The organism is Pseudomonas sp. BIGb0558, from assembly GCF_024807515.1.
Taxonomy (GTDB): Bacteria; Pseudomonadota; Gammaproteobacteria; order Pseudomonadales; family Pseudomonadaceae; genus Aquipseudomonas; species Aquipseudomonas yamanorum_A.
Genome location: NZ_JANUEW010000049.1, coordinates 1 through 23,933 on the forward strand (window position 1 = coordinate 1; position 23,933 = coordinate 23,933).

At 61.7% G+C, this 23,933-nt stretch carries 17 protein-coding genes, 1 rRNA gene and 1 pseudogene; 12 read left to right on the plus strand and 7 right to left on the minus strand.

Annotated elements, in window-relative coordinates:
* The 7 genes from rrf to M2400_RS30425 form a co-directional block, all read left to right on the plus strand.
* Positions 1 to 86: ribosomal RNA gene (gene rrf, locus M2400_RS30395) — 5S ribosomal RNA — on the plus strand; the annotation flags it as partial.
* A gap of 162 nt (positions 87 to 248) precedes the next feature.
* Positions 249 to 3,698, plus strand: coding sequence for an exodeoxyribonuclease V subunit gamma (recC, locus tag M2400_RS30400; RefSeq protein ID WP_259196373.1), 3,450 nt, complete (start codon positions 249 to 251; stop codon positions 3,696 to 3,698).
* Complete coding sequence (recB, locus tag M2400_RS30405) at positions 3,695 to 7,372, plus strand: exodeoxyribonuclease V subunit beta (RefSeq protein WP_259196374.1); 3,678 nt, start codon at positions 3,695 to 3,697, stop codon at positions 7,370 to 7,372. Before recC ends, recB begins: the two co-directional genes overlap by 4 nt.
* The gene (gene recD, locus M2400_RS30410) at positions 7,369 to 9,420 is read left to right on the plus strand and encodes an exodeoxyribonuclease V subunit alpha (protein WP_177115810.1); all 2,052 of its coding nucleotides are present in this window, start codon (positions 7,369 to 7,371) and stop codon (positions 9,418 to 9,420) included. Before recB ends, recD begins: the two co-directional genes overlap by 4 nt.
* Positions 9,421 to 9,581: 161 nt before the next feature.
* Positions 9,582 to 10,151 carry a YfiR family protein gene (locus M2400_RS30415; RefSeq protein WP_259196375.1) on the plus strand — a complete coding sequence of 190 codons (570 nt, stop codon included), beginning with the start codon at positions 9,582 to 9,584 and terminating at the stop codon, positions 10,149 to 10,151.
* Complete coding sequence (locus tag M2400_RS30420) at positions 10,148 to 11,416, plus strand: diguanylate cyclase domain-containing protein (RefSeq protein ID WP_259196376.1); 1,269 nt, start codon at positions 10,148 to 10,150, stop codon at positions 11,414 to 11,416. Before M2400_RS30415 ends, M2400_RS30420 begins: the two co-directional genes overlap by 4 nt.
* A gap of 4 nt (positions 11,417 to 11,420) precedes the next feature.
* Positions 11,421 to 11,912 (plus strand): OmpA family protein, encoded by a 492-nt coding sequence (locus M2400_RS30425; protein WP_177042119.1) that lies wholly within the window; start codon positions 11,421 to 11,423, stop codon positions 11,910 to 11,912.
* A gap of 162 nt (positions 11,913 to 12,074) precedes the next feature.
* Here the strand turns inward: M2400_RS30425 and M2400_RS30430 are convergent.
* Both M2400_RS30430 and M2400_RS30435 read right to left on the minus strand, forming a co-directional pair.
* A pseudogene (locus M2400_RS30430) lies at positions 12,075 to 12,200 on the minus strand (DUF3077 domain-containing protein); the annotation flags it as partial.
* Positions 12,200 to 13,147 (minus strand): LysR family transcriptional regulator, encoded by a 948-nt coding sequence (locus tag M2400_RS30435; RefSeq protein WP_177115808.1) that lies wholly within the window; start codon positions 13,145 to 13,147, stop codon positions 12,200 to 12,202. The gene M2400_RS30435 and the pseudogene M2400_RS30430, both read right to left, overlap by 1 nt.
* A gap of 132 nt (positions 13,148 to 13,279) precedes the next feature.
* Here M2400_RS30435 and M2400_RS30440 point away from each other — a divergent pair, with 132 nt between their 5' ends.
* Positions 13,280 to 14,797: a CoA-acylating methylmalonate-semialdehyde dehydrogenase gene (locus M2400_RS30440; RefSeq protein WP_010174165.1), complete on the plus strand. Its 1,518-nt coding sequence runs from the start codon at positions 13,280 to 13,282 to the stop codon at positions 14,795 to 14,797.
* Between the two features lie 14 nt (positions 14,798 to 14,811).
* Positions 14,812 to 15,699: a 3-hydroxyisobutyrate dehydrogenase gene (gene mmsB, locus M2400_RS30445; protein WP_177042125.1), complete on the plus strand. Its 888-nt coding sequence runs from the start codon at positions 14,812 to 14,814 to the stop codon at positions 15,697 to 15,699.
* 42 nt (positions 15,700 to 15,741) lie between these two features.
* On the opposite strand, the gene M2400_RS30450 is transcribed toward mmsB, so the two are convergent.
* Positions 15,742 to 16,086, minus strand: a complete 345-nt coding sequence (locus M2400_RS30450) for a cupin domain-containing protein (protein WP_003212331.1) — start codon at positions 16,084 to 16,086, stop codon at positions 15,742 to 15,744.
* A gap of 389 nt (positions 16,087 to 16,475) precedes the next feature.
* Between M2400_RS30450 and kynB the strand changes: the two genes are divergently transcribed.
* Together kynB and kynA are read left to right on the plus strand one after the other, a co-directional pair.
* A complete protein-coding gene (kynB, locus tag M2400_RS30455; protein WP_259196377.1) occupies positions 16,476 to 17,126 on the plus strand; it encodes an arylformamidase in 651 nt (216 codons plus the stop codon).
* Positions 17,123 to 17,980 carry a tryptophan 2,3-dioxygenase gene (gene kynA / locus M2400_RS30460; protein ID WP_259196378.1) on the plus strand — a complete coding sequence of 286 codons (858 nt, stop codon included), beginning with the start codon at positions 17,123 to 17,125 and terminating at the stop codon, positions 17,978 to 17,980. The genes kynB and kynA overlap by 4 nt, the downstream gene beginning before the upstream one ends.
* A gap of 124 nt (positions 17,981 to 18,104) precedes the next feature.
* On the opposite strand, the gene M2400_RS30465 is transcribed toward kynA, so the two are convergent.
* The 4 genes from M2400_RS30465 to antA form a co-directional block, all read right to left on the minus strand.
* Positions 18,105 to 19,505: an amino acid permease gene (locus M2400_RS30465; protein WP_177025780.1), complete on the minus strand. Its 1,401-nt coding sequence runs from the start codon at positions 19,503 to 19,505 to the stop codon at positions 18,105 to 18,107.
* 71 nt (positions 19,506 to 19,576) lie between these two features.
* Positions 19,577 to 20,584 carry an anthranilate 1,2-dioxygenase electron transfer component AntC gene (gene antC / locus M2400_RS30470; protein ID WP_259196379.1) on the minus strand — a complete coding sequence of 336 codons (1,008 nt, stop codon included), beginning with the start codon at positions 20,582 to 20,584 and terminating at the stop codon, positions 19,577 to 19,579.
* A gap of 127 nt (positions 20,585 to 20,711) precedes the next feature.
* Positions 20,712 to 21,203 carry an anthranilate 1,2-dioxygenase small subunit gene (gene antB / locus M2400_RS30475; protein ID WP_177078907.1) on the minus strand — a complete coding sequence of 164 codons (492 nt, stop codon included), beginning with the start codon at positions 21,201 to 21,203 and terminating at the stop codon, positions 20,712 to 20,714.
* Complete coding sequence (antA, locus tag M2400_RS30480) at positions 21,203 to 22,594, minus strand: anthranilate 1,2-dioxygenase large subunit (protein WP_259196380.1); 1,392 nt, start codon at positions 22,592 to 22,594, stop codon at positions 21,203 to 21,205. Before antA ends, antB begins: the two co-directional genes overlap by 1 nt.
* Before the next feature lie 312 nt (positions 22,595 to 22,906).
* Between antA and M2400_RS30485 the strand changes: the two genes are divergently transcribed.
* Positions 22,907 to 23,905: a helix-turn-helix domain-containing protein gene (locus tag M2400_RS30485; protein ID WP_008436676.1), complete on the plus strand. Its 999-nt coding sequence runs from the start codon at positions 22,907 to 22,909 to the stop codon at positions 23,903 to 23,905.
* Positions 23,906 to 23,933: the final 28 nt, after the last annotated feature.

The following is a 23,933-nucleotide window of genomic DNA, read 5'->3' on the forward strand; positions in this document are numbered from 1 at the left end:
GATCCCATCCCGAACTCAGCAGTGAAACGATGCATCGCCGATGGTAGTGTGGGGTTTCCCCATGTGAGAGTAGGTCATCGTCAAGATTAAATTCCGAAACCCCTGATTGCTAACGCAGTCAGGGGTTTTGTTTTGGGCGGTCGAAAAGTACGGGCGCGCAACGCATCAAGCGTGTCTCGCTTGCAGCCTGCAACTGCCTTCAATGCTAAAGTCCATCCCTCGATTTTGCTTTTCCCAAGGAAGCCGTTATGCCGGATGCGACGTCCCTCAGTGCTGGATTCATGGTGGTTCACGGCAACCGCCTGGATGAACTGCGCAGCCTGGTTGTCAGTTGGATGCGTCGTTACCCACTGGCTCCCCTGGAAAACGAAATCGCCTTGGTACAAAGCAACGGCATTGCCCAATGGCTCAAACTGGCGCTGGCCGAAGACCCTGAAGATGACGACATGGGCGGTTGCGGTATCGCCGCGGCCATCGACGTGCAACTCCCCGGCAGCTTCATGTGGCAGCTCTATCGGATGGTCCTGGGCAAAGATGAAATCCCGCCCAAGTCCCTGCTCGATAAAGCTCCTCTGACCTGGCGCCTCATGCGCCTGCTCCCGGAGCTGATCGATCAGCCCCACTTCGAACCCCTGCAACGCTTTCTGACCCACGATACGGATCTGCGCAAACGCTACCAACTGGCAGAGCGTCTCGCCGACCTGTTTGACCAATACCAGGTCTACCGTGCTGACTGGCTGGAAGACTGGGCCGCCGGCCGCCACCAATTGCGCAACGGCCGAGGCGAATCAAAACCCTTGAGCCCGGCCAACTGCTGGCAAGCCGAACTATGGCGTGCCCTGTTGCTGGACGTCGGGGAGGAGGGCATGGCCCAGAGTCGTGCCGGTGTTCACCAACGCTTTATCGAGCGCATCAACACCCTGGAACAAGCGCCCGCGGGCCTGCCTTCCCGAGTGATCGTGTTCGGCATTTCATCCCTGCCAGCCCAAGCCCTGGAAGCGCTGGCTGGCCTGGCTCGTTTCAGCCAGGTCCTGTTGTGCGTGCACAACCCATGTCGCCACCACTGGTCCGACATCGTCGCCGACAAAGACCTGCTCCGGAACGAATACAAACGCCAGGCCCGCAAAGCCGGAATGCCGGTCACCATCGACCCGCAAACCCTGCACCAGCATGCCCATCCGCTGCTCGCTGCCTGGGGCAAACAAGGTCGCGACTACATCAACCTGCTGGACAGCTACGACGACCCCAACAGCTACCGCTCGGCATTTCGTGACGGCCGCATCGACCTGTTCAGCGAGAGCGAGCCCACCACCTTGCTCAACCAGCTCCAGGACGACATCCTCGAACTGCGCCCGCTCAACGAAACCCGAGAACTCTGGCCAAGCGTCGATCTGGAGCACGACACCTCCATCCGCTTCCACATTGCCCACAGCGCCCAGCGCGAAGTGGAAGTTCTCCACGACCAATTGCTGCAGCGCTTCAGCGCCGACCCCACGCTGCGCCCACGGGACATCATCGTCATGGTTCCCGACGTCGACAGCTACGCGCCGCACATTCGCGCTGTATTCGGCCAGCTTGAAAGAAGCGACCTACGCTTCATCCCGTTCACGCTCACAGACCAAGGCCAGCGCGGCCGTGACCCATTGCTGATCGCCGTCGAGCACCTGCTCAAGCTCCCCGACAGCCGCTTCCCGGTCAGCGAAATCCTTGACCTGCTCGACGTCCCGGCCTTGCGCGAACGTTTCGCCATCAAGGAACGCGACCTGCCGACCCTGCACCGCTGGATCGAAGGCGCCGGTATCCGTTGGGGCCTCAACGCCGAACAACGCGCGGGCCTTGGCTTACCCCATGAGCTGGAGCAAAACAGCTGGCGTTTCGGCCTGCGCCGCATGCTCCTGGGCTACGCCGTCGGCACAGGTTCTGCCTGCGACGGCATCGAGCCTTACGATGAAATCGGCGGCCTCGACGCCGCATTGATCGGCCCGCTGGTTGCACTGCTCGATGCGCTGCAGGACGCCCACCAGGCACTGTCACAACCTGCCGCGCCGCAAGAGTGGGGCGAGCGTCTGCAAAACTTGATGCAGCTGTTCTTCCTCCCGAGCAATGAGCACGACGACTACCTATTGGGCCAGCTCGAGCAACTGAGAGAAACCTGGCTGGAGACCTGCGAGTCCGTCGGCCTGCACGACGGGTTACCTCTCACCGTAGTCCGAGAGGCTTGGTTGGCGGGCCTCGACCAAGGCCGCCTGTCCCAGCGCTTCCTTGCAGGTGCTGTCAATTTTTGTACCCTGATGCCCATGCGAGCGATCCCGTTCAAGCTGGTGTGCCTGCTCGGCATGAACGACGGTGATTACCCACGCGCACAACCACCGCTGGACTTTGACCTGATGGGCAGCGACTACCGCCCAGGCGATCGTTCGCGCCGCGAAGACGACCGTTACCTGTTGCTCGAAGCGCTGCTTTCGGCACGCGACCAGCTCTACATCAGTTGGGTCGGCCGCAGTATCCGCGACAACAGTGATCGTCCGGCGTCCGTCCTGATCGGCCAGCTGCGTGACCATATCGCCAGCGGCTGGCACACCACCAGCGGCGTACCACTCCTTGAAGCCACCACCCAGGAACATCCGCTCCAACCCTTCAGTGCCCGCTACTTCCATGAAGGTGACGAGCTGTTCAGCTATGCCCGTGAATGGCAGTTGCTCCACGCGACCCCGGAAAACCTGCCCGATACCGGCAACCTCGCCCCCTACATCCAGGAAGAGCCGCTGAGCCTTGGCCAACTGCAGGACTTCCTGCGCAACCCGGTCAAACACTTCTTCAGCCAGCGTCTGAAAGTGTTCTTTGAAGCCGCCGAAGTCCCGCTGGAAGATGAAGAACCCTTCGTCCTCGACGCACTCCAGCGCTACAGCCTGAGCGACAGTTTGCTCGCCGCCGCGCTGACCCAACCCGACAACCTCGACGAAGCCCTCAACGCCCAGGCCTTGCGCCTGCAAGGTAGCGGCTTGCTGCCAATGGTCGGTTTCGGCGAATGCCTGCGCAAAGAACTGATCGAGCCTTTGCCTGATCTGCTGCAACGTTACCAGCAGCTCCTGGCACTCTGGCCCACACCATACACCAGCGCCGAACCGATCAGTTTTGAGTATCAAGGCATCCAGCTGGAAGGCTGGATCAGCGGCCTGCACCAGCGCAGCGACGGTGGCTTCCTGAGCGTCACCGCCATCCCCAACAGCATCGGTTCGATCAAAACCCGAAAGTGGCACCGCCTGATTCGTCCGTGGGTGAACCACTTGGTGGCCTGTGCTTGCGGACTGCCACTCAGTACCGGCCTGGTCGCCAGCGACGACACGCTGCTATTGGCCCCGCTGGAGCAAGCCACAGCCCAGGAACTCCTCGGCAACCTGCTGCTCGCCTGGAAAACCGGCATGAGTGAACCACTGCCGATTGCCGTTAAAACAGCGTTCGCCTGGCTCGGTCAAACCGACCCGGCCAAAGCCCAAGCCGCCGCCTGCAAGGCCTACGAAGGCGACGGCCAAACCACCGACGGCGAGCGCCGTGAAAGCCCAGCGCTCACCCGCCAGTTCCTGGACTACGCTGCGCTAATGGCCAGCGAAGAGTTCGAAGGCTGGTGCGAAACCCTGTATCGACCGTTGATCAATGCCCCCTGGCGATCACTCACCAGCGCGGAGGCCAGCGCATGAGCGGCACAAAACCCCTGGCCCTGGCTTTCCCGCTTAAAGGCAGCCAACTGATCGAAGCCAGTGCGGGCACGGGCAAGACCTTCACTATCTCGGCGCTCTATCTGCGCCTGGTACTCGGCCATGGCGGTGATGAGTCGGGCTTCGGCCGCGAGTTGCTGCCGCCGCAAATCCTTGTGGTGACCTTTACCGACGCCGCCACCAAAGAGCTGCGCGAACGCATCCGTATCCGCCTGGCAGAAGCCGCGCGTTTTTTCCGCGAAGAAATCGAACAGCCCGATGCACTGATCGCTGAACTACGCGATCAATACAGCCCCGAACAATGGCCCGGCTGCGCCAATCGCTTGGACATCGCCGCCCAATGGATGGACGAAGCCGCCGTCTCGACCATCCACAGTTGGTGCCAGCGCATGCTGCGCGAACACGCATTCGACAGCGGCAGCCTGTTCACCCAGACCCTGGAAACCGACCACAGTGACCTGCTCGGCGAAGTGCTGCGCGACTACTGGCGGTTGTTCTGCTACCCGATGCACGACGATGCGCTGAACTGGGTGCGCAACAATTGGGGCGGCCCGGCTGCGTTGATGCCACGGGTACGCGCCTTGTTCGGCAGCGAACGGCCCACCGATGAAACCCGTGAACCCGCCGAGCTGATCAATGCGTGTTTGCAAGAGCGCCGCCAAGCCCTCGTTGCACTCAAGGCGCCCTGGCAGCAATGGGCAGAAGAACTGCGCAATATTTGCCTGCAAGCCGTCGCGGCCAAAGCGGTCGATGGCCGCAAGATGCAAGCCCGTTACTTCGAACCCTGGTTCGAAAAAATCAGCGCCTGGGCGGCTGACGAATCACTCGAACAACTGGATATCGGCACCGGCTTCACCCGGTTGACGCCCGACGGCATGGCCGAGGCCTGGAAAGGCGAACCGCCGCAGCATCCAGGTATCGACGCCATGGCCGGCCTCAAGGCCAGCCTCGACGCCCTGCCAACGCCCGACGCCGCCGTACTGCAACACGCCGCCGGCTGGGTTGGAAAACGCTTCGAAGAAGAGAAACGCCGTCGCGCTGAAATGGGCTTTGACGACATGCTGATCCGCCTCAACGCCGCTCTGCAGGCCGATGGCGGCGAGCGCCTGGCCAGTGTGATCCGCGAGCAATTCCCGGTCGCCTTGATCGATGAATTCCAGGACACCGACCCGGTTCAATACAGCATCTTCGACAGCATCTACCGCATCGAAGAACACCACCTCGACAGCGGCCTGTTCCTGATCGGCGACCCGAAGCAGGCGATCTACGCGTTCCGTGGCGCCGACATCTACACCTACTTGCGTGCGCGCCAATCCACCACCGGCCGCCATCACACCCTGGGCACCAACTTCCGTTCGAGCCACGCCATGGTCGAGGCGGTAAACCACGTGTTCCAGCGCGCAGAAAAAGGTCGCGGCGCGTTCCTGTTTCGCGAACCCGACGGTACGAATCCGGTGCCGTTCCAGTCGGTGTTGTCCCAAGGCCGCAAGGAACAACTGCAGGTCAACGGTCAGACGTTGCCGGCGCTCAACCTCTGGCATCTGCCCACCGACCAGCCGATCTCCAGCGTGCTCTACCGCCAACAACTGGCCGCGTCCTGTGCCAGTCAAATCGTCGCCTTGCTCAACGGTGGCCAGCAGGGTACTGCGGGATTCCTGAGCAAAGACGGTAGCTTCAAGGGCGTACTGCCGTCGGACATCGCCATCCTCGTGCGCGACGGCAAGGAAGCCCAGGCCGTGCGTGGCGAGCTGGCCGCCCGTGGTGTGCGCAGCGTGTACCTCTCCGACAAGGACTCGGTGTTCGCCGCCCAGGAAGCCCACGACCTGCTGGCCTGGCTCAAGGCCTGCGCCGAGCCGGATGTCGAGCGCCCGCTGCGCGCCGCCCTGGCCTGCATCACCTTGAACCTGTCACTGCCCGAACTGGAACGTCTGAACCAGGACGAATTGGCGTGGGAAAAGCGCGTGATGCAGTTCCGCGATTACCGCACGATCTGGCGCACCCAAGGCGTGCTGCCGATGCTGCGCCGCCTGCTGCACGACTTCAAATTGCCGCAAACCCTGATCACCCGCAGCGATGGCGAACGGGTACTGACCAACCTGCTGCACCTCTCGGAATTGCTGCAACAGGCAGCCGCAGAGCTGGACGGCGAACAGGCACTGATTCGCCACCTGGCCGAACATCTTGCACTCTCCGGGCAGGCCGGCGAAGAGCAGATCCTGCGGCTGGAAAGCGATGAGCAGTTGGTCAAAGTGGTGACGATCCACAAGTCCAAGGGGCTGGAATACGACCTGGTCTTCCTGCCATTCATCTGCTCGGCAAAACCGGTGGATGGCAGCCGCTTGCCGTTGCATTACCACGACGAAAACGGCAAGTCCCAGGTCAGCCTCAGGCCCACCGCCGAATTGATCGCCCAAGCTGACGACGAGCGCCTGGCCGAAGACTTGCGGCTGTTCTACGTAGCACTGACCCGTGCCAAACACGCCTGCTGGCTGGGCATCGCCGACCTGAAACGCGGCAATAACAACAGCTCGGTGTTGCACCTGTCGGCCCTGGGCTACTTGCTCGGCGGCGGCGCTTCATTTGGCGAATCCGCCGGCCTTGCCCGCTGGCTGCTCGACTTACAGGATGGTTGCCCGGCGCTGCATTACGCAGAAATGCCCGAGGCCGACGCGGTCGTGTTTCATCCGCCGCGCAACGAAGCCACCTTGCTCGCGCCGCTGCTGCCCAAGCGCAAGGCGGCAGAAAACTGGTGGATCGCCTCCTACAGCGCCCTGCGTATCGGCGAAAGCATGAGTGCAGCGAGCCTGGAAGCGCCGGAAAGCCCACAGGCGCAGAAGCTGTTCGATGACGAACGCCTCGACCCGGATGCACCGCGTGAAGTACCGGCTTCCGGTGGTGATATTCACCGTTTCCCACGCGGGCCGAACCCCGGCACCTTCCTCCATGGCCTGTTGGAGTGGGCGGGCGGTGAAGGCTTCAACGTGACTGCCGAAGCCATCGAAGATGCAGTCGCCCGGCGCTGCAACCGACGTGGCTGGGAAGGCTGGATCGACACGCTGTCCGGTTGGCTTGGGCACTTGTTGCAGGCCCGGCTGCCCTTGGGCAACGGGCAGGTGGCCCTCGACGAATTGCAGCAGTACCAGATCGAAATGGAGTTCTGGTTCGCCAGCCACAAAGTCGACGTCCTCGCGCTCGACAAACTGGTGTGCCAGCACACTCACAACGGCGTATCCCGTGTGGCCGCCGAGCCGGTGTTGCTCAACGGCATGTTCAAGGGCTTTATCGACCTGACCTTCGAACATGAAGGCCGCTACTACGTGGCCGATTACAAATCCAACTGGCTCGGCCCTGATGATTCGGCCTACACACAACAGGCCATGGAACTGTCGATCCTCGATCATCGTTACGACCTGCAATATGTCCTTTACCTGCTGGCCCTGCATCGCCAGCTCAAGGCTCGACTGCCGGATTACGACTACGACCGCCACATCGGCGGCGCCTTGTACCTGTTCCTGCGCGGCACCCATTCCGCGAGCCAGGGCGCGTATTTCACCCGTCCGCCTCGTGAATTGATCGAAAGCCTGGACCTGCTGTTCCAGGGCAAACCGCTACCACCCAAGGCCGAACCCGCCTGGGAACAAGGAGTGCTGCTATGAGCCTGTCGCCGTTACCGCTTGAGGACCTGACGCCCCTCAGCCGCGCCGCCGACCTGGTGCAGTTGCTCGATCGCTGGGTGCAGCGCGGATGGTTGCGTGCGCTGGATAAAGCCTTCGTCGGCTTTCTCCACGAACTCGATCCCCAGGCCGACCCCTTGGTGCTGTTGGCTGCGGCCTTGACCAGCCACCAACTGGGCCACGGCCATGTGTGCCTGGACCTGTTCGAAACCCTCAAGGCCCCGGATTTTGCGCTGTCGCTGCCGCCTGAAGGCGATGTGCAAACCGGCGCCATGCTGCTGCCTTCGCAATTGCTTGAAGGCCTGGACGGCGCTCATTGGTGCCACGCCCTGGCCGCCAGCCGCCTGGTGGCACTGGCCGTCGACGGTAGCGAAGACGCGCAAAGCCGACCACTGGTGCTGTCGGACAAACGCCTGTACTTGCGCCGCTACTGGACCTACGAGCGGCGCATTGACACCGCTCTGCGCCTGCGACTCGCCACCCGCGAGAGCGTTGCCGATGATCTGCCCGAACGCCTGAATCGCCTGTTCGACCAGGCCCCGCCGGATGGGGTTGTCGACTGGCAGAAACTCGCTTGTGCCTTGGCCACCCGCGGTGCATTCAGCATCGTCACCGGCGGCCCTGGCACTGGCAAGACCACCACCGTGGTGCGCTTGCTCGCGTTGTTGCAGGCACCCGCCGTGGAAGCAGGCAGCGCATTGCGCATCCGCCTGGCAGCACCCACCGGCAAGGCGGCCGCGCGCTTGACTGAGTCCATCAGCCAGCAAGTGCTGTCGCTGAAAGTGCCTGATGCAGTGAAGGAAAAAATCCCGACCCAGGTCACCACTGTCCACCGTTTGCTGGGCAGTCGCCCCGGCACCCGGCACTTCCGGCATCACCTCGGCAATCCGTTGCCCCTGGATGTGCTGGTGGTGGACGAAGCCTCGATGATCGACCTGGAAATGATGGCCAACCTGCTGGACGCCTTGCCGCCTCACGCCCGTCTGGTGCTGCTGGGTGACAAGGACCAGTTGGCCTCGGTTGAGGCGGGCGCGGTGCTGGGGGATTTGTGCCGCGACGCCGAAGCCGGTTTCTACAGCCCGCAAACCCGCCAGTGGCTGCAACAGGTCAGCGGCGAAGACCTTGGCGCCAGCGGCCTGCAGGAAGACCTCGACGGCAGCCATCCCTTGGCGCAACAAGTGGTGATGCTGCGTTACTCGCGACGGTTTGGCGAAGGCAGCGGCATTGGCCAACTGGCCCGCTGGGTCAACCAGCAAAACGCCGAACAGGCTCGCAAACTGCTGGCGGCCCGCAGCCATGCCGACCTGTTTTGCGTCAGCCTCAAGGGTGAGCACGACCATGCCCTGGAGCGCCTGGTGCTGGATGGTCACGGCGACGGTGCCCATGGCTATCGCTATTACCTGAAGTTGTTACAGACCGCGCGCCCGGCCCTCGACACTCCTCGGGATGACGAAGCCTGGACCCTCTGGGCGCAAAGGCTGCTGAAAGCCTTCGATGCCTTCCAGCTGCTTTGCGCCGTGCGCAAGGGGCCGTGGGGTGTCGAGGGCTTGAACCTGCGCATCACCGCCGCGCTGCTCAAGGCCCGGCTGATCGACAGCGACCAGCAATGGTACGAAGGCCGCCCGGTGTTGATGACCCGCAACGATTACGGCCTGGGCCTGATGAACGGCGATATCGGCATTGCCCTGAAGCTGCCCGAAAGCGACGGCGGGCCGCAGGTGCTGCGCGTCGCGTTTCCACGCAACGATGGCCAGGGCGGTGTGCGTTTTGTGCTGCCCAGCCGGCTCAACGATGTGGAAACCGTGTACGCGATGACGGTGCACAAATCCCAGGGTTCGGAATTCACCCATACCGCGCTGATCCTGCCGGACGCCTTGAACCCGGTGCTCACCAAAGAGTTGATCTACACCGGCATCACCCGCGCCAAGGACTGGTTCAGCCTGATCGAACCCCGGGGCGGTGTGTTTGAAGAAGCGGTGCGGCGCAAGGTGAAGCGCTTGAGCGGGCTTATGCTGGAACTGGGTACTTGATCATTAAAGAAGCTGACCGATGGGTTATCTAAATTTTCTGATCCATATGTGTGATTTTTCTTAATAAAATGTCGGAATCCTCCTAGGTCTCGCCTCGGGGGTTTTCCGCCGTTGTGCTATCGTTGCGGCATCATCCAAAGAAGATCAAAGAGAATCGCTGCATGAACGTGGCTGTCTCGCCCACAGAGCGAAGTTTGAGCTGGAGACGCATGCTGCTGTTGGCGCTTCTGTGGATATTCATGCCTCTCGCTTTTGCCCAGCCACCTGCCGGCATGGCCGATCAACGGGCCAAGGCCGTCACCCAGGTGGTCCTGGGCATTCTCAGTTACGCCCGCTGGCCGGTAGAGCCCGCGCAATTGCGCCTGTGCATCGTCGGGCCGACTCAATACACCGATGACCTGGTCAAAGGCACCACCCAGGCTACCGGCCGTCCGGTGGTGGTGCAGCGTTTGCTGGCCAACCATCCGGACATCGCCAATGCCTGCGACGCGGTGTACATCGGCCAATTGACCAGCGATGAGCGTAGCCGCCTGTTCGCGGCCTTGATTGGCCATCCGGTGCTCAGCATCAGCGAAGGCGGCGACCAATGCACCGTGGGCAGCCTGTTCTGCCTGCGGGTGGCCGATGAGCAGGTGTCGTTCGAGGTCAACCTCGACTCCGTTGCCCGCAGCGGTGTGCGTATTCATCCAAGTGTGCTGCAACTGTCCCGCCGTCGAGCGCCAGGGTCATGAGTGTGGATAAAACCCCGGTACGGCCAACCCTGCGCTCAGTCATCGGTCGCGGGCACCTGAGCCTGGCGCTGATGGCGGTGACCATGGCGAGTGTCTCGCTGACGCTGCTCGGGGTGCTTGCGTTGCGGGTGTATGCGGACCACAACCTGCATCTGATCGCCCGCTCCATTAACTACACCGTAGAAGCGGCCGTGGTGTTCAACGACAGTGCAGCGGCCACTGAAGCATTGGCGGTGATTGCCTCGGAGGAAGAGGTGGCCGAGGCCGAGGTCTTCAATGTCGACGGCAAGCAACTGGCACATTGGGAGCGCCCGGAAACCGGGATGCTCTCAATGATTGAGCTGCAGTTGGCGCATGCACTGCTCGAACAGCCGATCACCCAGCCGATCCTGCATCAGGGTCAAGTTATCGGCAGTGTCCACCTGACGGGGCATGGCGGCAGCCTGTTGCGCTTCCTGCTCAGTGGGCTGGCCGGGATTCTGATATGCACCGCCCTCAGTGCCTGGGTCGCCTTGTTCCTGGCGCGGCGGCTGTTGCGTGGCATCACCGGGCCGCTGCACAGCCTCGCCTCGGTGGCCCACGCCGCCCGCAGCGAGCGGGCGTTTGACCGGCGCGTGCCACCGGCGCAAATCGCCGAGCTCGACAGCCTGGGCAATGACTTCAACGCCTTGCTCGACGAGATGGAAGCCTGGCAAACCCACCTGCAAAGCGAAAACGAAACCCTTGCCCACCAGGCCAGCCACGACAGCCTGACCGGGTTGCCCAACCGGGCGTTCTTCGAAGGGCGATTGATTCGTGCCCTGCGCAGCGCCGCCAAACTCAACGAGAAAGTCGCGGTGTTGTTCCTCGACAGCGACCGCTTCAAAGACATCAACGACAACTTCGGGCACGCCGCTGGCGATGCGGTATTGGTGGCCGTGGCGGCGCGCGTGCGTGCGCAACTGCGCGAAGACGATCTGGTGGCACGCCTGGGTGGCGACGAGTTTGCGATCCTGCTGTCGCCCCTGCACAAGCTAGAGGATGCCCAGCGCATCGCCGACAAGATCATCGCCAGCATGGATACACCGATTCCTCTGCCCGGCAACACCCAGGTATTGACCTCACTCAGTATCGGCATCGCCGTCTACCCTGACCATGGCGCCACCCCGGGCACCCTGCTCAACGCCGCCGACGCGGCGATGTACCAGGCCAAACGGCTTTCCCAGGGGGGCCAGCAAACGGCGGAATCGGAGGATCCCGCTGTCAACGTTCAACACAGGAGTTGATCCCTTGTTCTCGACCGCACGTTTTTTGTTTATCACCTTGCTCGTGGCCCTGCTCGCGCTGACGGGCTGCCAGACCCCGCCACCCAAAGGCCTGACACCGGCGCAGATTGCCGTGCTCAAACAACAGGGTTTTGAACTGACTGATGAGGGTTGGGCCTTTGGCCTCTCGGGCAAGGTGCTGTTTGGCAGCGACGTCGAAGTGCTGAATGCACCGAGCACCGAGATCGTCCAGCGCATCGGCAAGGCGCTGCTGGGCGTGGGCATTGAGCGGGTGCGGGTCGATGGCCACACCGACGCCTCGGGCAAGGAGACCTACAACCAGCAACTGTCCCTGCGCCGGGCCAAAAGCGTTGCGCACGTGTTGGCGGGCGTGGGGATGAAAGAAGAAAACGTGCAGCTGCGCGGGCTGGGCAGCAGCGAACCGGTGGCCTCCAACGAGACCGCGGCGGGGCGTACCGAGAACCGCCGGGTGTCGATTGTGGTGATTGCTGACTAGTCTGGCTTCCGGGCAATTCGACTTGGAATGCAATCAATGTGGGAGCCGGGCTTGCCCTCGATGGCGGTGTATCAGTTGATGTATTGGGTGACTGACACACCGCCATCGCGGGCAAGCCCGGCTCCCACATTTTATTTGTGGCGGGCTTTATATGACGTCCGCTTAACCACTTGGCAACATGGCCTTGGTCAGGTCATCAACCACGGCCTTCCCCATCTCACACAGATAATGCGCAGCCCACGCATACTGCTCGCCACGCACATCCATGGCGGCTTCCATTGCGAGCTTCAGCCTGCAAACCGCATCTCCCGCGTCTCCCCCATCAACAACGGCTGATTCTGCTCCGTCACCTCACGGATGTAATCCCACAACAGGGTGATCCGTTTCAACTTCCTCAAGTCCTCGCGGCAGTACATCCAGAACTGCCGCGTAATATTGATCTCCTTGGAAAGCACCGGCAGCAATCGCGGGTCCTGCGCCGCCAAGAAGCACGGCAAGATCGCCAGCGATCGCCCCTGCTGCGCCGCCACGTATTGTGCTATCACGCTGGTACTGCGCAAGCTGGCGCTGGCGCCGGGCACCACGTTGGCCAGGTACAGCAGCTCCGAACTGAACGCCAGGTCATCTACGTAACTGATAAACGGATGTTCGGCCAGATCCGCCGCCCGGCGGATGGGCGGATGCTGGTCGAGGTATTCCTGAGTCGCGTACAGCTGCAGTTTGTAGTCGCACAGTTTGCAGCACACGTACGGCCCGTGTTCCGGACGCTCCAGGGCGATGACGATATCCGCTTCGCGCTTGGACAGGCTGATGAAGTGGGGCAGGGGCAGGATGTCCACGGAGATCGCCGGGTAGGTGTCGACGAAGTGGCTCAGTTGCGGGGTGATGAAGAAGCTGCCGAACCCTTCGGTGCAGCCCATGCGCACGTGGCCCGACAGCGCCACGCCGGAGCCGGAAACCTGTTCGCAGGCCATGTGCAACGTGCTTTCGATGGACTCGGCGTAACCCAGCAAGCGCTGGCCTTCGGTGGTCAATACGAAGCCGTTGGTCCGGGATTTTTCAAACAGCAGGGTGCCCAGGGAGCCTTCAAGGGAACTGATGCGTCGCGACACAGTGGTGTAGTCCACCGCCAGGCGCTTGGCGGCGACGCTGGCCTTGCGGGTGCGGGCAACTTCAAGGAAAAACTTCAGGTCATCCCAGTTCAGGGAGCCTAGTGACGTGATGTTTTTTTGCATATTGGACCGGCTTTTATGTGCGTTCTTATTAGAAGTTTGCACATCTATACTCCAAAAACAGTCCGAACGCCTCATTCCTCAAGGCGATTCAACGCCTTGGTTCTCTGCATACCTACAAGAATTGGAGACCACATGAACGCATCTGCCGATATTTCCGTGCAACAGGTCAAGCTGCTGATCAACGGCGAGTGGGTCGAATCCAAGACCACCGAATGGCAAGACATCGTCAACCCGGCCACCCAGCAAGTGCTGGCCCGCGTACCGTTTTCCACCCCCGAAGAAGTCAATGCAGCCATCGACGCCGCCCATCGCGCCTTCCAGACCTGGAAGCTGACGCCGATCGGTGCGCGCATGCGCATCATGCTCAAGCTGCAAGCCTTGATCCGCGAACACTCCAAGCGCATCGCCGTGGTGCTCAGTGCCGAGCAGGGCAAGACCATTGCCGACGCTGAAGGCGACATTTTCCGTGGCCTGGAAGTGGTGGAGCATGCGTGCTCCATCGGCACGTTGCAGATGGGCGAATTCGCGGAAAACGTCGCCGGTGGCGTCGATACCTACACCCTGCGCCAGCCGATCGGCGTGTGCGCCGGCATCACCCCGTTCAACTTCCCGGCGATGATTCCGCTGTGGATGTTCCCGATGGCCATCGCCTGCGGTAACACCTTCGTACTCAAGCCGTCGGAACAGGACCCGCTGTCGACCGTGCTGCTGGTTGAGCTGGCGCTGGAAGCCGGCGTGCCAGCCGGTGTGCTGAACGTGGTTCATGGCGGCAAGGACGTGGTGGATGCGCTCTGCACCCATAAAGACATCAAGGCGGTGTCGTTCGTCGGTTCGACCGCTGTCGGTACCCACGTCTACGACCTCGCCGGCAAACACGGCAAGCGCGTGCAATCGATGATGGGCGCCAAGAACCACGCCGTGGTGCTGCCGGATGCCAATCGCGAGCAAACCCTGAACGCCCTGGTAGGTGCCGGTTTCGGCGCCGCCGGTCAGCGTTGCATGGCAACTTCCGTGGTGGTGCTGGTGGGCGCGGCCAAGCAATGGCTGCCGGACCTCAAGGCCCTGGCGCAAAAGCTCAAGGTGAACGCCGGCAGCGAAGCGGGCACCGATGTGGGCCCGGTGATCTCCAAGCGCGCCAAGGCACGCATCCTCGACCTGATCGAAAGCGGTGTAAAAGAAGGCGCCAAGCTGGAGCTGGATGGCCGTGGCATCAAGGTGCCGGGTTTTGAGGACGGCAATTTCGTCGGCCCGACCCTGTTCTCCGGCGTGACCACTGACATGCAAATCTACACCCAGGAAATCTTCGGCCCGGTGCTGGTGGTGCTGGAAGTCGACACCCTCGACCAGGCCATTGCCCTGGTGAACGCCAACCCGTTCGGCAACGGCACCGGCCTGTTCACCCAGAGCGGCGCGGCAGCGCGTAAATTCCAGAGCGAAATCGACGTTGGCCAGGTTGGCATCAACATCCCGATCCCTGTGCCGGTACCGTTCTTCAGCTTCACCGGTTCCCGTGGTTCGAAACTCGGCGACCTGGGCCCGTACGGCAAGCAAGTGGTGCAGTTTTACACCCAGACCAAAACCGTCACCAGCCGCTGGTTCGACGACGACAGCGTCAACGATGGCGTCAACACCACCATCAACCTGCGCTGATCGAGGAGACGACCATGAAGATTGCATTTATTGGCCTGGGCAACATGGGCGCGCCGATGGCGCGCAACCTGATCAAGGCTGGCCACGCGCTGAACCTGTTTGACCTCAACCAGACCGTGCTCAAGGAACTGGCCGAACTGGGCGGCACCATCAGCGCCTCGCCGCGCGCGGCAGCAGAAGGCGCCGAGTTGGTGGTAACCATGCTCCCGGCTGCGGCCCATGTGCGCAGCGTGTGGCTGGGTGAAGACGGCGTGCTGGCCGGCATTGGCAAAGGCGTGCCGGCGGTGGATTGCAGCACCATCGACCCTCAAACCGCTCGCGACGTGGCGGCTGCGGCGGCGAAACACGGCGTGGTGATGGCCGATGCCCCGGTGTCCGGCGGCACCGGAGGCGCCCAGGCCGGGACGTTGACCTTCATGGTCGGCGCCACCCCGGAACTGTTCGCCACCCTGCAACCGGTATTGGCGCAGATGGGCCGCAATATCGTGCACTGCGGCGAAGTCGGCACCGGGCAAATCGCCAAGATCTGCAACAACCTGCTGCTGGGCATCACCATGGTCGGCGTCAGCGAAGCCATGGCCCTGGGCGATGCGCTGGGCATCGACACCCAAGTGCTGGCGGGAATCATCAACAGCTCCACCGGGCGCTGCTGGAGCTCGGACACCTACAACCCGTGGCCCGGGATTATCGAAACGGCGCCGTCGTCCCGGGGTTATACCGGTGGGTTTGGTGCGGAACTGATGCTCAAGGATCTGGGACTGGCCACTGAAGCAGCACGCCAGGCGCACCAACCGGTGATCCTCGGCGCGGTGGCGCAGCAGTTGTATCAATCGATGAGCCAGCGTGGAGAAGGGGGCAAGGACTTCTCGGCGATCATCAACAGCTATCGCAAGCCCCAATAGGGCGTTTGTGGTGAGGGGGCAAGCCCTCTCACCACAATGGCTTCAGGCAAAAACAAAATACTTACGCACCGTCTCGACCACTTCCCACGTCCCCTTCATCCCCGGTTCCACCACGAAGATATCCCCAGCCCGTAAATGGATGGGCTCCAGGCCGTCCGGGGTGATCACGCAGTAGCCTTCCTGGAAATGGCAGTATTCCCACTTCACATACTCCACCCGCCATTTGCCCGGGGTACAGATCCAGGTGCCCATGATCTTGCTGCCGTCTTCGCTGGTGTAGGCGTTGAGGTTGACGGTGTGCGGGTCGCCTTCGAGTTTTTCCCATTTGCAGGCGTCCAGCACCGGCAGTGGGTGGGTGTCGCGCAGTACGGTGATTGGCTTGGACATGATGATTCCGAGGCAGAGGAAGGGAAGCCCGAACCCTAGCGCCTTGGGCGGTGTGCCAGTGGTCTGAACTCGACATCGGGATGCCCAGAAGCGCAGGCATTTGCACATCCGTGAGTCACCGCTAACCCCTGTGGGAGCCGGGCTTGCCCGCGATGGCGGAGTGTCAGGCGATGGACGGGCAAGCTGTGCCGGCCTCATCGCGGGCAAGCCCGGCTCCCACAGGGAATATTTGTTGTTTGAAGGATTGAGTCAGTACGAAATATCTGTGCGCCAATCAGCCATTTCCTCGCAGTAAGTGCGAAAGATTTCCCGCTTTGCGCTGGAATTCGCAAGAATATTTACAGCCGGCCCTCGTATCATTCACCCCAGTAACGACCGAGAGCCTTGAAATGAATCCAATAAAAACGTGGTGGGACATCAGCCCGCCCTTGAGCACCGCGACCCCGACCTGGCCGGGTGATACGCCGTTTCAGGAAGAGCGCGTCTGGCAGTTCGGCCCTGAGTGCCCGGTGAATGTCGGGCGCATCACCCTGTCGCCCCACACCGGCGCCCATGTAGACGCGCCGCTGCACTACAGCGCCGACGGTGCGCCGATTGGCGAAGTGTCCCTGGATGTGTACATGGGCCCGTGCCGGGTGCTGCATTGCCTGGGCAGTGGCGCGCTGGTGCAGCCGCACCAATTGGAAGGCCACCTGGAGGACCTGCCGGAGCGTGTGCTGTTACGCACTTATCAACAGGCTCCGCTGGAGACCTGGGATTCGAATTTCACTGCGGTCGCCCCGGAAACGATTGAGCTGCTGGCCAGCCTCGGTGTGCGCCTGATCGGCATCGACACGCCGTCGCTGGACCCGCAGCAGTCCAAGACCATGGATTCCCACAACGCCGTGGCCCGGCATGGCATGGCGATTCTCGAAGGCATCGTCCTTGATGACGTGCCGGAGGGTGATTACGAGTTGATCGCGCTGCCGTTGCGTTTTGCCAACCTCGATGCCAGCCCGGTACGAGCCATTCTCCGCCCGCTCAAGGAGCCCACGCGATGAGCCAGTGTCCTTTCTCCCCTGACTACCAGCCGCCGGAAGAATGGCATAACGCCGAGCTGAATTTTTCCGAGTCCATGAGCTACGGCGACTACCTGGACCTGGGCAAAGTGCTCAGTGCCCAGCACCCGCTGTCGCCGGACCACAACGAGATGCTGTTCATCATCCAGCACCAGACCTCGGAGCTGTGGATGAAGTTGATGCTCCACGAACTCAAGGCCGCCCGCGAACACGTGCGCCTGGGTGAGCTGCCGCCAGCGTTCAAGATGCTGGCGCGGGTATCGCGGATCTTTGACCAACTGGTGCACGCCTGGGCGGTGCTGGCGACCATGACGCCGTCGGAGTACAAGTCGATCCGCCCGTACCTGGGGCAATCGTCGGGCTTCCAGTCGTTCCAGTACCGGGAAATCGAATTCATCCTCGGCAACAAGAGCGCGGCGCTGTTGCGGCCTCACGCCCATCGCCCGGAGTTGTTGAACGAGCTGAAAGTGGCGATTGCTACGCCGTCGCTGTATGACGAGGCGGTCAACCTGATGGCCAAGGCCGGACTGGCGATCGACCCGCAGCGCGCTGAACGCGACCCCACGGCGCCGACGGTTCACGATGATTCCGTGGAGGCGGCGTGGCGCGAGGTCTATCGCGATCCGAGCCGCTATTGGGACCTGTACCAACTGGCCGAAAAGTTTATCGACCTGGAAGATTCCTTCCGCCAATGGCGCTTTCGCCATGTCACCACGGTGGAGCGGATCATCGGCTTCCAGCCGGGCACCGGCGGCACCGAAGGCGTGAGTTACCTGCGCAAGATGCTCGACACCGTGCTGTTCCCCGAGCTGTGGCGAGTGCGTTCCACGCTGTAATAAAAAAGCCCCGGAGAACCGGGGCTTTTCATTTGCAATACGATCCAAATGTGGGAGCTGGCTTGCCTGCGATAGCGGTGTATCAGTCACCACCGCTATCGCAGGCAAGCCAGCTCCCACAGGTTTAGCGCACAGCCACAGCCTTCGCGTTATTCAACCGCAACCGGTACGCCACATAGATAATCCCGACCCAAACCGGGATCGCATACACCGACGCCCGCACACCCGGAATCGCCAGCATCACGCAGATGATCATCAGCATGAACGCCAGGCACAGGTAGTTGCTGAACGGGAACCAGAAGGTCTTGAACGACGGCACCACGCCTTGTTCGCCCATGGCCTTGCGGAACTTGATGTGAGTCAGGCTGATCAGCGCCCAGTTGATCATCAGCGAGGCAACCACCAGCGCAAACAACAACTCCAGTGCGTCATGCGGCGCGACGTAGTTGATCACCACGCACAGCAGCGTCACCAGGGCCGAAATACCCAGGGCACGCAGCGGCACACCTTGCTTGTTCAACTTCATCAGCGCTTTCGGCGCATCGCCCTGCTCGGCCAGGCCGAACAGCATGCGGCTGTTGCAGTACACGCCGCTGTTGTACACCGACAGCGCCGCGGTCAATACCACGAAGTTGAGGATGTGGGCGGCGGTGTCGTTACCGATCAAGGAAAAGATCTGCACAAACGGGCTGCCGCTGTAGGCATCGCCCGACGCGCCGAGGGTTTGCAGCAGTTGGTCCCACGGGTACAGCGACAGCAGCACGGTGAGGGCGCCGACGTAGAAAATCAGGATCCGGTACACCACCTGGTTGATCGCCTTCGGGATCACTTTGCGTGGCTCGCTGGCTTCGGCGGCGGTAATACCCACCAGCTCCAGGCCGCCGAACGAGAACATGATGAACGCCATGGACATCAACAGCCCCATGCCGCCATTGGGGAAGAACCCGCCGTGGCTCCACAGGTTGCTCACCGAGGCTTGCGGGCCGCCGGTGCCGCTGAACAGCAGGTAGCAACCGAGCACGATCATGCCGACAATCGCCACCACCTTGATGATCGCGAACCAGAACTCGGTCTCACCGAAGAACTTCACGTTGAGGGTGTTGATCAGGTTGACCAGCACAAAGAACACCACCGCGCTGACCCAGGTCGGAATCTCCGGCCACCAGAACTGAATGTACTTGCCCACCGCCGTCAGCTCGGCCATGCCTACCAGCACGTAGAGCACCCAGTAGTTCCAGCCGGCGAGGAAGCCTGCGTAACCGCCCCAGTATTTGTGGGCGAAGTGGCTGAAGGACCCGGCCACCGGTTCCTCGACGATCATCTCGCCGAGCTGGCGCATGATCAGGAACGCGATGAAGCCGGCTACCGCATAGCCCAGGATCATCGAGGGGCCTGCCGACTTGAGCACGCCCGCCGAGCCGAGGAACAGCCCGGTCCCGATCGCCCCTCCCAAGGCAATCAGCTGAATATGCCGGTTCTTCAGGCCACGCTTGAGGCCCACCGGGTTAACCATGTCATCCGCCATTAACATTCCCTTCTACTTGTTTTTTTCAGGGTTGATCGCACACCGAACCAGCCCCTCATACCGCTGAGGGGTCAGATATTACTCTCGGTAAACTTTTCGTAATACAGCTGAACGTCATCAAGTGCCTGATCCAGCAGCCATTGTTTGATGGATTCGACCATCGGCGGCGGCCCGCACACATACATATCTGCCGATTGATCCCGCAATTCGGCCAGGTCGAAATTCTCGGTGAGGTAGCCGCGTTTGCCGGGCCAGTCGGGTGGCGGGTCGCTGAGGACTTCGGTGTAGCGAAAGCCCGGGATTTTTTCGGCGTAGGCTTTTATGCGTGTGGCCTCACATAAATCTGCCGCACCGCGTACGCCGTAATACAGGTGCACCGGCTGCTGGCAAGCGTTGGCGGCCAGTTCATCGAGCATGCCCAGCAGCGCCGACAAGCCGGTGCCGCCAGCCACCAGTACCAACGGCTGGGTGACATGCCGCAGGTAGAAAGCGCCCAGTGGTGCTTCCAGCAGCAGCTCATCGCCGACCTGGCAGCGTTCGCGGATGTAATTGCTCATCACGCCATCGGGCAGCAGGCGAATCAGGAACTGCAACTGATTGCCCGGGCGGTTGGCGAAGGAGTAGGAGCGCCAACTGTCGGTGCCGGGGATCGATAGTCGGGCGTATTGGCCCGGCAGGAAATCCAGTGGGGTTTCAAGCTCCAGGTGCAGGATCGCCGTGCTGGCCGAGACCTGCTGCACCGCGCTCACCGTGCTGCGGATCTGTACCGGCCCCGGTGCGTTGCACAGGCTGGAATCAAAGTCGAAATAAAACGCTGCGTCGGATTGGACCCGGGTCTGGCAACTGAGCATTTTGCGTTGTTGCAGGTCGAGGCTGGAGAGGGCTTCCTCGTCCACATAGTCCTGAGTGAAATGGCCGGACTCGCACCGGCCCTGGCAGGTGCCGCACACGCCTTCGCGGCAGTCGAGCGGGATCTTGATGCCATTGCGCAAGGCAGCATCCAGCAAGATTTCATTGGCGCCCACCGGGAAAAACAGGGTCTTGCCGTCGGCAAAACTGAAGGCCACTTTGTGATTCATATGATCGCTCTCTAAAACGCCGCGTAGCAGCTGTCGAGCCTTGGCGAGGCTGCGTCGGCGGCGCATCTGACACTCCGCAGACGCAGCCTCGCCAAGGCTCGACAGCTGCTACGGGGGGGGGAGGTGTTCACAGGTGATAGAAATCCAGCACCGAATTGATGGTGTCGTTGAGCAACAACGCATGCTTGCGGGTGATCAACCAACTGTCGCCATCGGGCTTGAGGCTGTAAGTGGCGCTGCCGTAGAACTGCTCCGACGTCGCCAGCCGATAAAACAGCGTGTGCCAGTTCAGCTTCACTTCCAGCAGCCCGTCTGCCTGCTCGGCAATCCGCACGTTATTGATCAAATGCAGCGTCCTCGGCATCGGCGTGGCCGACGCCGCCTTGCCCGTGCGCAGGCGAAACACCCGATCCTCCAGCCCCGAACGGTTGGCGTAATAGATCAACGACATCTCGCGCTTGGGGTCGCGGGTGTAGACGTGTTCCGAATCCCACTGCGGCAGGTGGAACTCACTCTGCGGGTCGAACAGCTGCACGTAGGCGTCCCAATCCTGGGCATCGCACAGCTCGGACTTGCGATAAAAGAACTGCTCGATCCGGTACTGCAATTGCGCATTCATCATTCCACCTCCCGCAGTTTCAGAGCTTGGGCATCGAGCCCGTCCAGCAGGAACTTCTGCCAGTTGCGATGCTGGTTGACGTACAACCCTTCGTGGGTGAATTCGGTGCCGGTCATCGCCGGCTGGATACCGATGGATTCGCTGTTGGGCGTCGGCCCGGTTTCCCAGCGGTGGCTGCCCCGGGAGATATCGCTCCAGCGCTCCAGGCGGCCCTGGAAACCGCGCTGGGCTTCGCGAAATTCCACCAGGTCATCCGGCGTGCCCATGCCCGAGACGTTGAAGAAATCCTCGAACTGGCGAATGCGGTTTTCACGGTCGGCGTCAGACTCGCCTTTCACCCCCAGGCACTGGCTGATGATCTCGGTCTTGTTCCACGCGATAGGACGGATGATCCGCAACTGCGAGCTGATCTGGTCGAGAAAGAACAGGCTCGGATAGATATTCAGGTTGCGCAGGCGGTGCATCATCCACTCGGCTTTTTGCTGGCCGTGTTCTTCGATCAGGCGCGGCATGATGGTGGCGTAGCCCGAGCGCACGGTGGGGTTGGGCATGTCGCTGAACAACAGGCTGTGGCCGTTGTTGAAGGCGAACCAGCCGTCGTCGGTGTTGGCATCACCGGCGCCGAGCTTGCTGTAGTCCAGGGTCGTACCGGAACCTGTGCCGTTCTCGGTGTTGACCTGCTGGCGGTGCTGCACCGTGGCCACGTAGTTGTAGTGCACGGTGCTGACGTGATAACCGTCCAGGCCGTTTTCGTTTTGCAGTTTCCAGTTGCCGTCATAGGTGTAGGCGGATTTGCCCGGCAGCACTTCCAGCTCACCGGTGGCCGACTGGGCGACCATCATGTCGAAGAACACTCTGGCATCGCCCAGGAAGTCTTCCAGGCGGTTGGTGCCGTTCACGTCCAGGCTGATGAACACAAAGCCCTTGTAGCTCTCGATCCGCGCCTTCTTCAGGCCGCGAGTGGCCTTGTCGAAGCCTTCCGGGTATTCGCCCGGCGCCTTGACCTTCACCAGCCGGCCGTCGCTCTTGTAGCACCAGGCATGGAACGGGCAGGTGAAGGTGGACTGGTTGCCTTTGCCGACGCGCGTCAGGGTGGTGCCGCGATGCTGGCAGGCGTTGATCAGCGCGTTGAGCTGGCCTTCGCCATCGCGGGTGATGATCATCGGCTGGCGCCCGGCGCGCATCGTCATGAAGTCATGTTTGTTGGCCAGTTCGCTTTCGTGACAGGCGTAGATCCAGTTCTTTTCGAAGATCAGCTCCATCTCCAGATCAAACAGTTCCGGCTCGGTGAACATGTCCCGGGCGATGCGGAACACTTCATCCACCGGACGAAAATCCAGGCAGCCTTCGATAAAACTTTTCCACTGCTCGACGCTTCTTGCACCACTCATGGGAGGCACCTTTTTGATAATGGCTAAACGGGTGGGCCATTAAGGGGCTGCGGCGGGGCGGCGGGCTATCCGGTTAATGGGGGAAGGTGGGCCACTTAGTTGGGCACGAAATACCCACGGCGGTGCAGGGAGGTGGCGCAATGCGCTACTGTCTTGCAAGGTGATTGTCGGAAAAGTCTGCTTGTTATCCACTTAGTCGACGGTTGCTATCCACCCAGTGGCGATCCCGCTGGCGTGGCGCAAAACTTGCTGTTGCTCTACCAGGACGCGCCGTCAGAGCGCGCCGGCCACAATTGCCGTGGGTGCCCCGTGATGAGTAGCAATACACGCGATATACGTATCGAGCGCTTCGACCTTGAAGGCGCTTGCAGCTGGATGTCCGGCATTTGCGGGCCGCACCGGCTGCAAACCGCGACGCCGGAGCGCATCCGCTTTCACCACAGTGCCAATGTGTTCAAGTCCCGCGCCACGACGCTGGGGATTATCGAGTACGGCACCGACGTCACCATCGACATCGAAGACGCCGAGCACTTCAGCAGCTACAGCCTGACCCTGCCGCTGGTGGGCGAGCAGGAGCTGAGCAAGAACGGCGTGCGGCTCAGCTCCAACCGCGACCAGGGCGTGATCATCTCGCCCAACGAGCATCAGGTGCTGGAGATCTCCGGCGACTGCCGCAAGCTGCAAGTGGTGATCACCCGCGCGGCCATGAGCGAATCTCTGGAAGGCCTGCTGCAACGGCCGATTGAGGCGCCGCTGCGCTTTGAGTCGGCGATGGACGCGGTGGACGGTGCCTCCGCATCGTGGTGGCGCATGGCGCGGTATTTCATCGCCGAACTGGAACGCAGCAGCGAACTGTATGACCAGGTGGCGTTTACCCGGGACCTGGAAAGCTCGCTGATCAAGGGCCTGATCCTGGCCCAGCCGAACAACTATTCCGAAGAACTGCGGGACGTGCTGGGAGTGAAGCTGCCGCACTATCTGATTCGGGCCCGGCAGTACATTCACGACAATGCGCGGGAAGCGGTGCACCTGGAGGATCTGGAGGCGGCGGCCGGCGTGTCGCGGTTCAAGCTGTTCGATGCCTTCCGCAAATACTTCGCCCTGTCGCCCATGGCTTACCTGAAGAAATACCGCCTGGGTGCCGTGCGCCAGCAAATCCTCGAACACGGCTCAACCCGCACCATCTCCGAGATCGCCCTGGGCTGGGGCTTTACCCACCTGGGGCGGTTCTCGGCCGAGTACCGCAAGCTGTTCGACGAATCCCCCAGCCAGACCCTGCAACGCAACGACGCCCGGCGCATGCGTGGCTGAACACACGACTCAAAACCAACGGAGATCC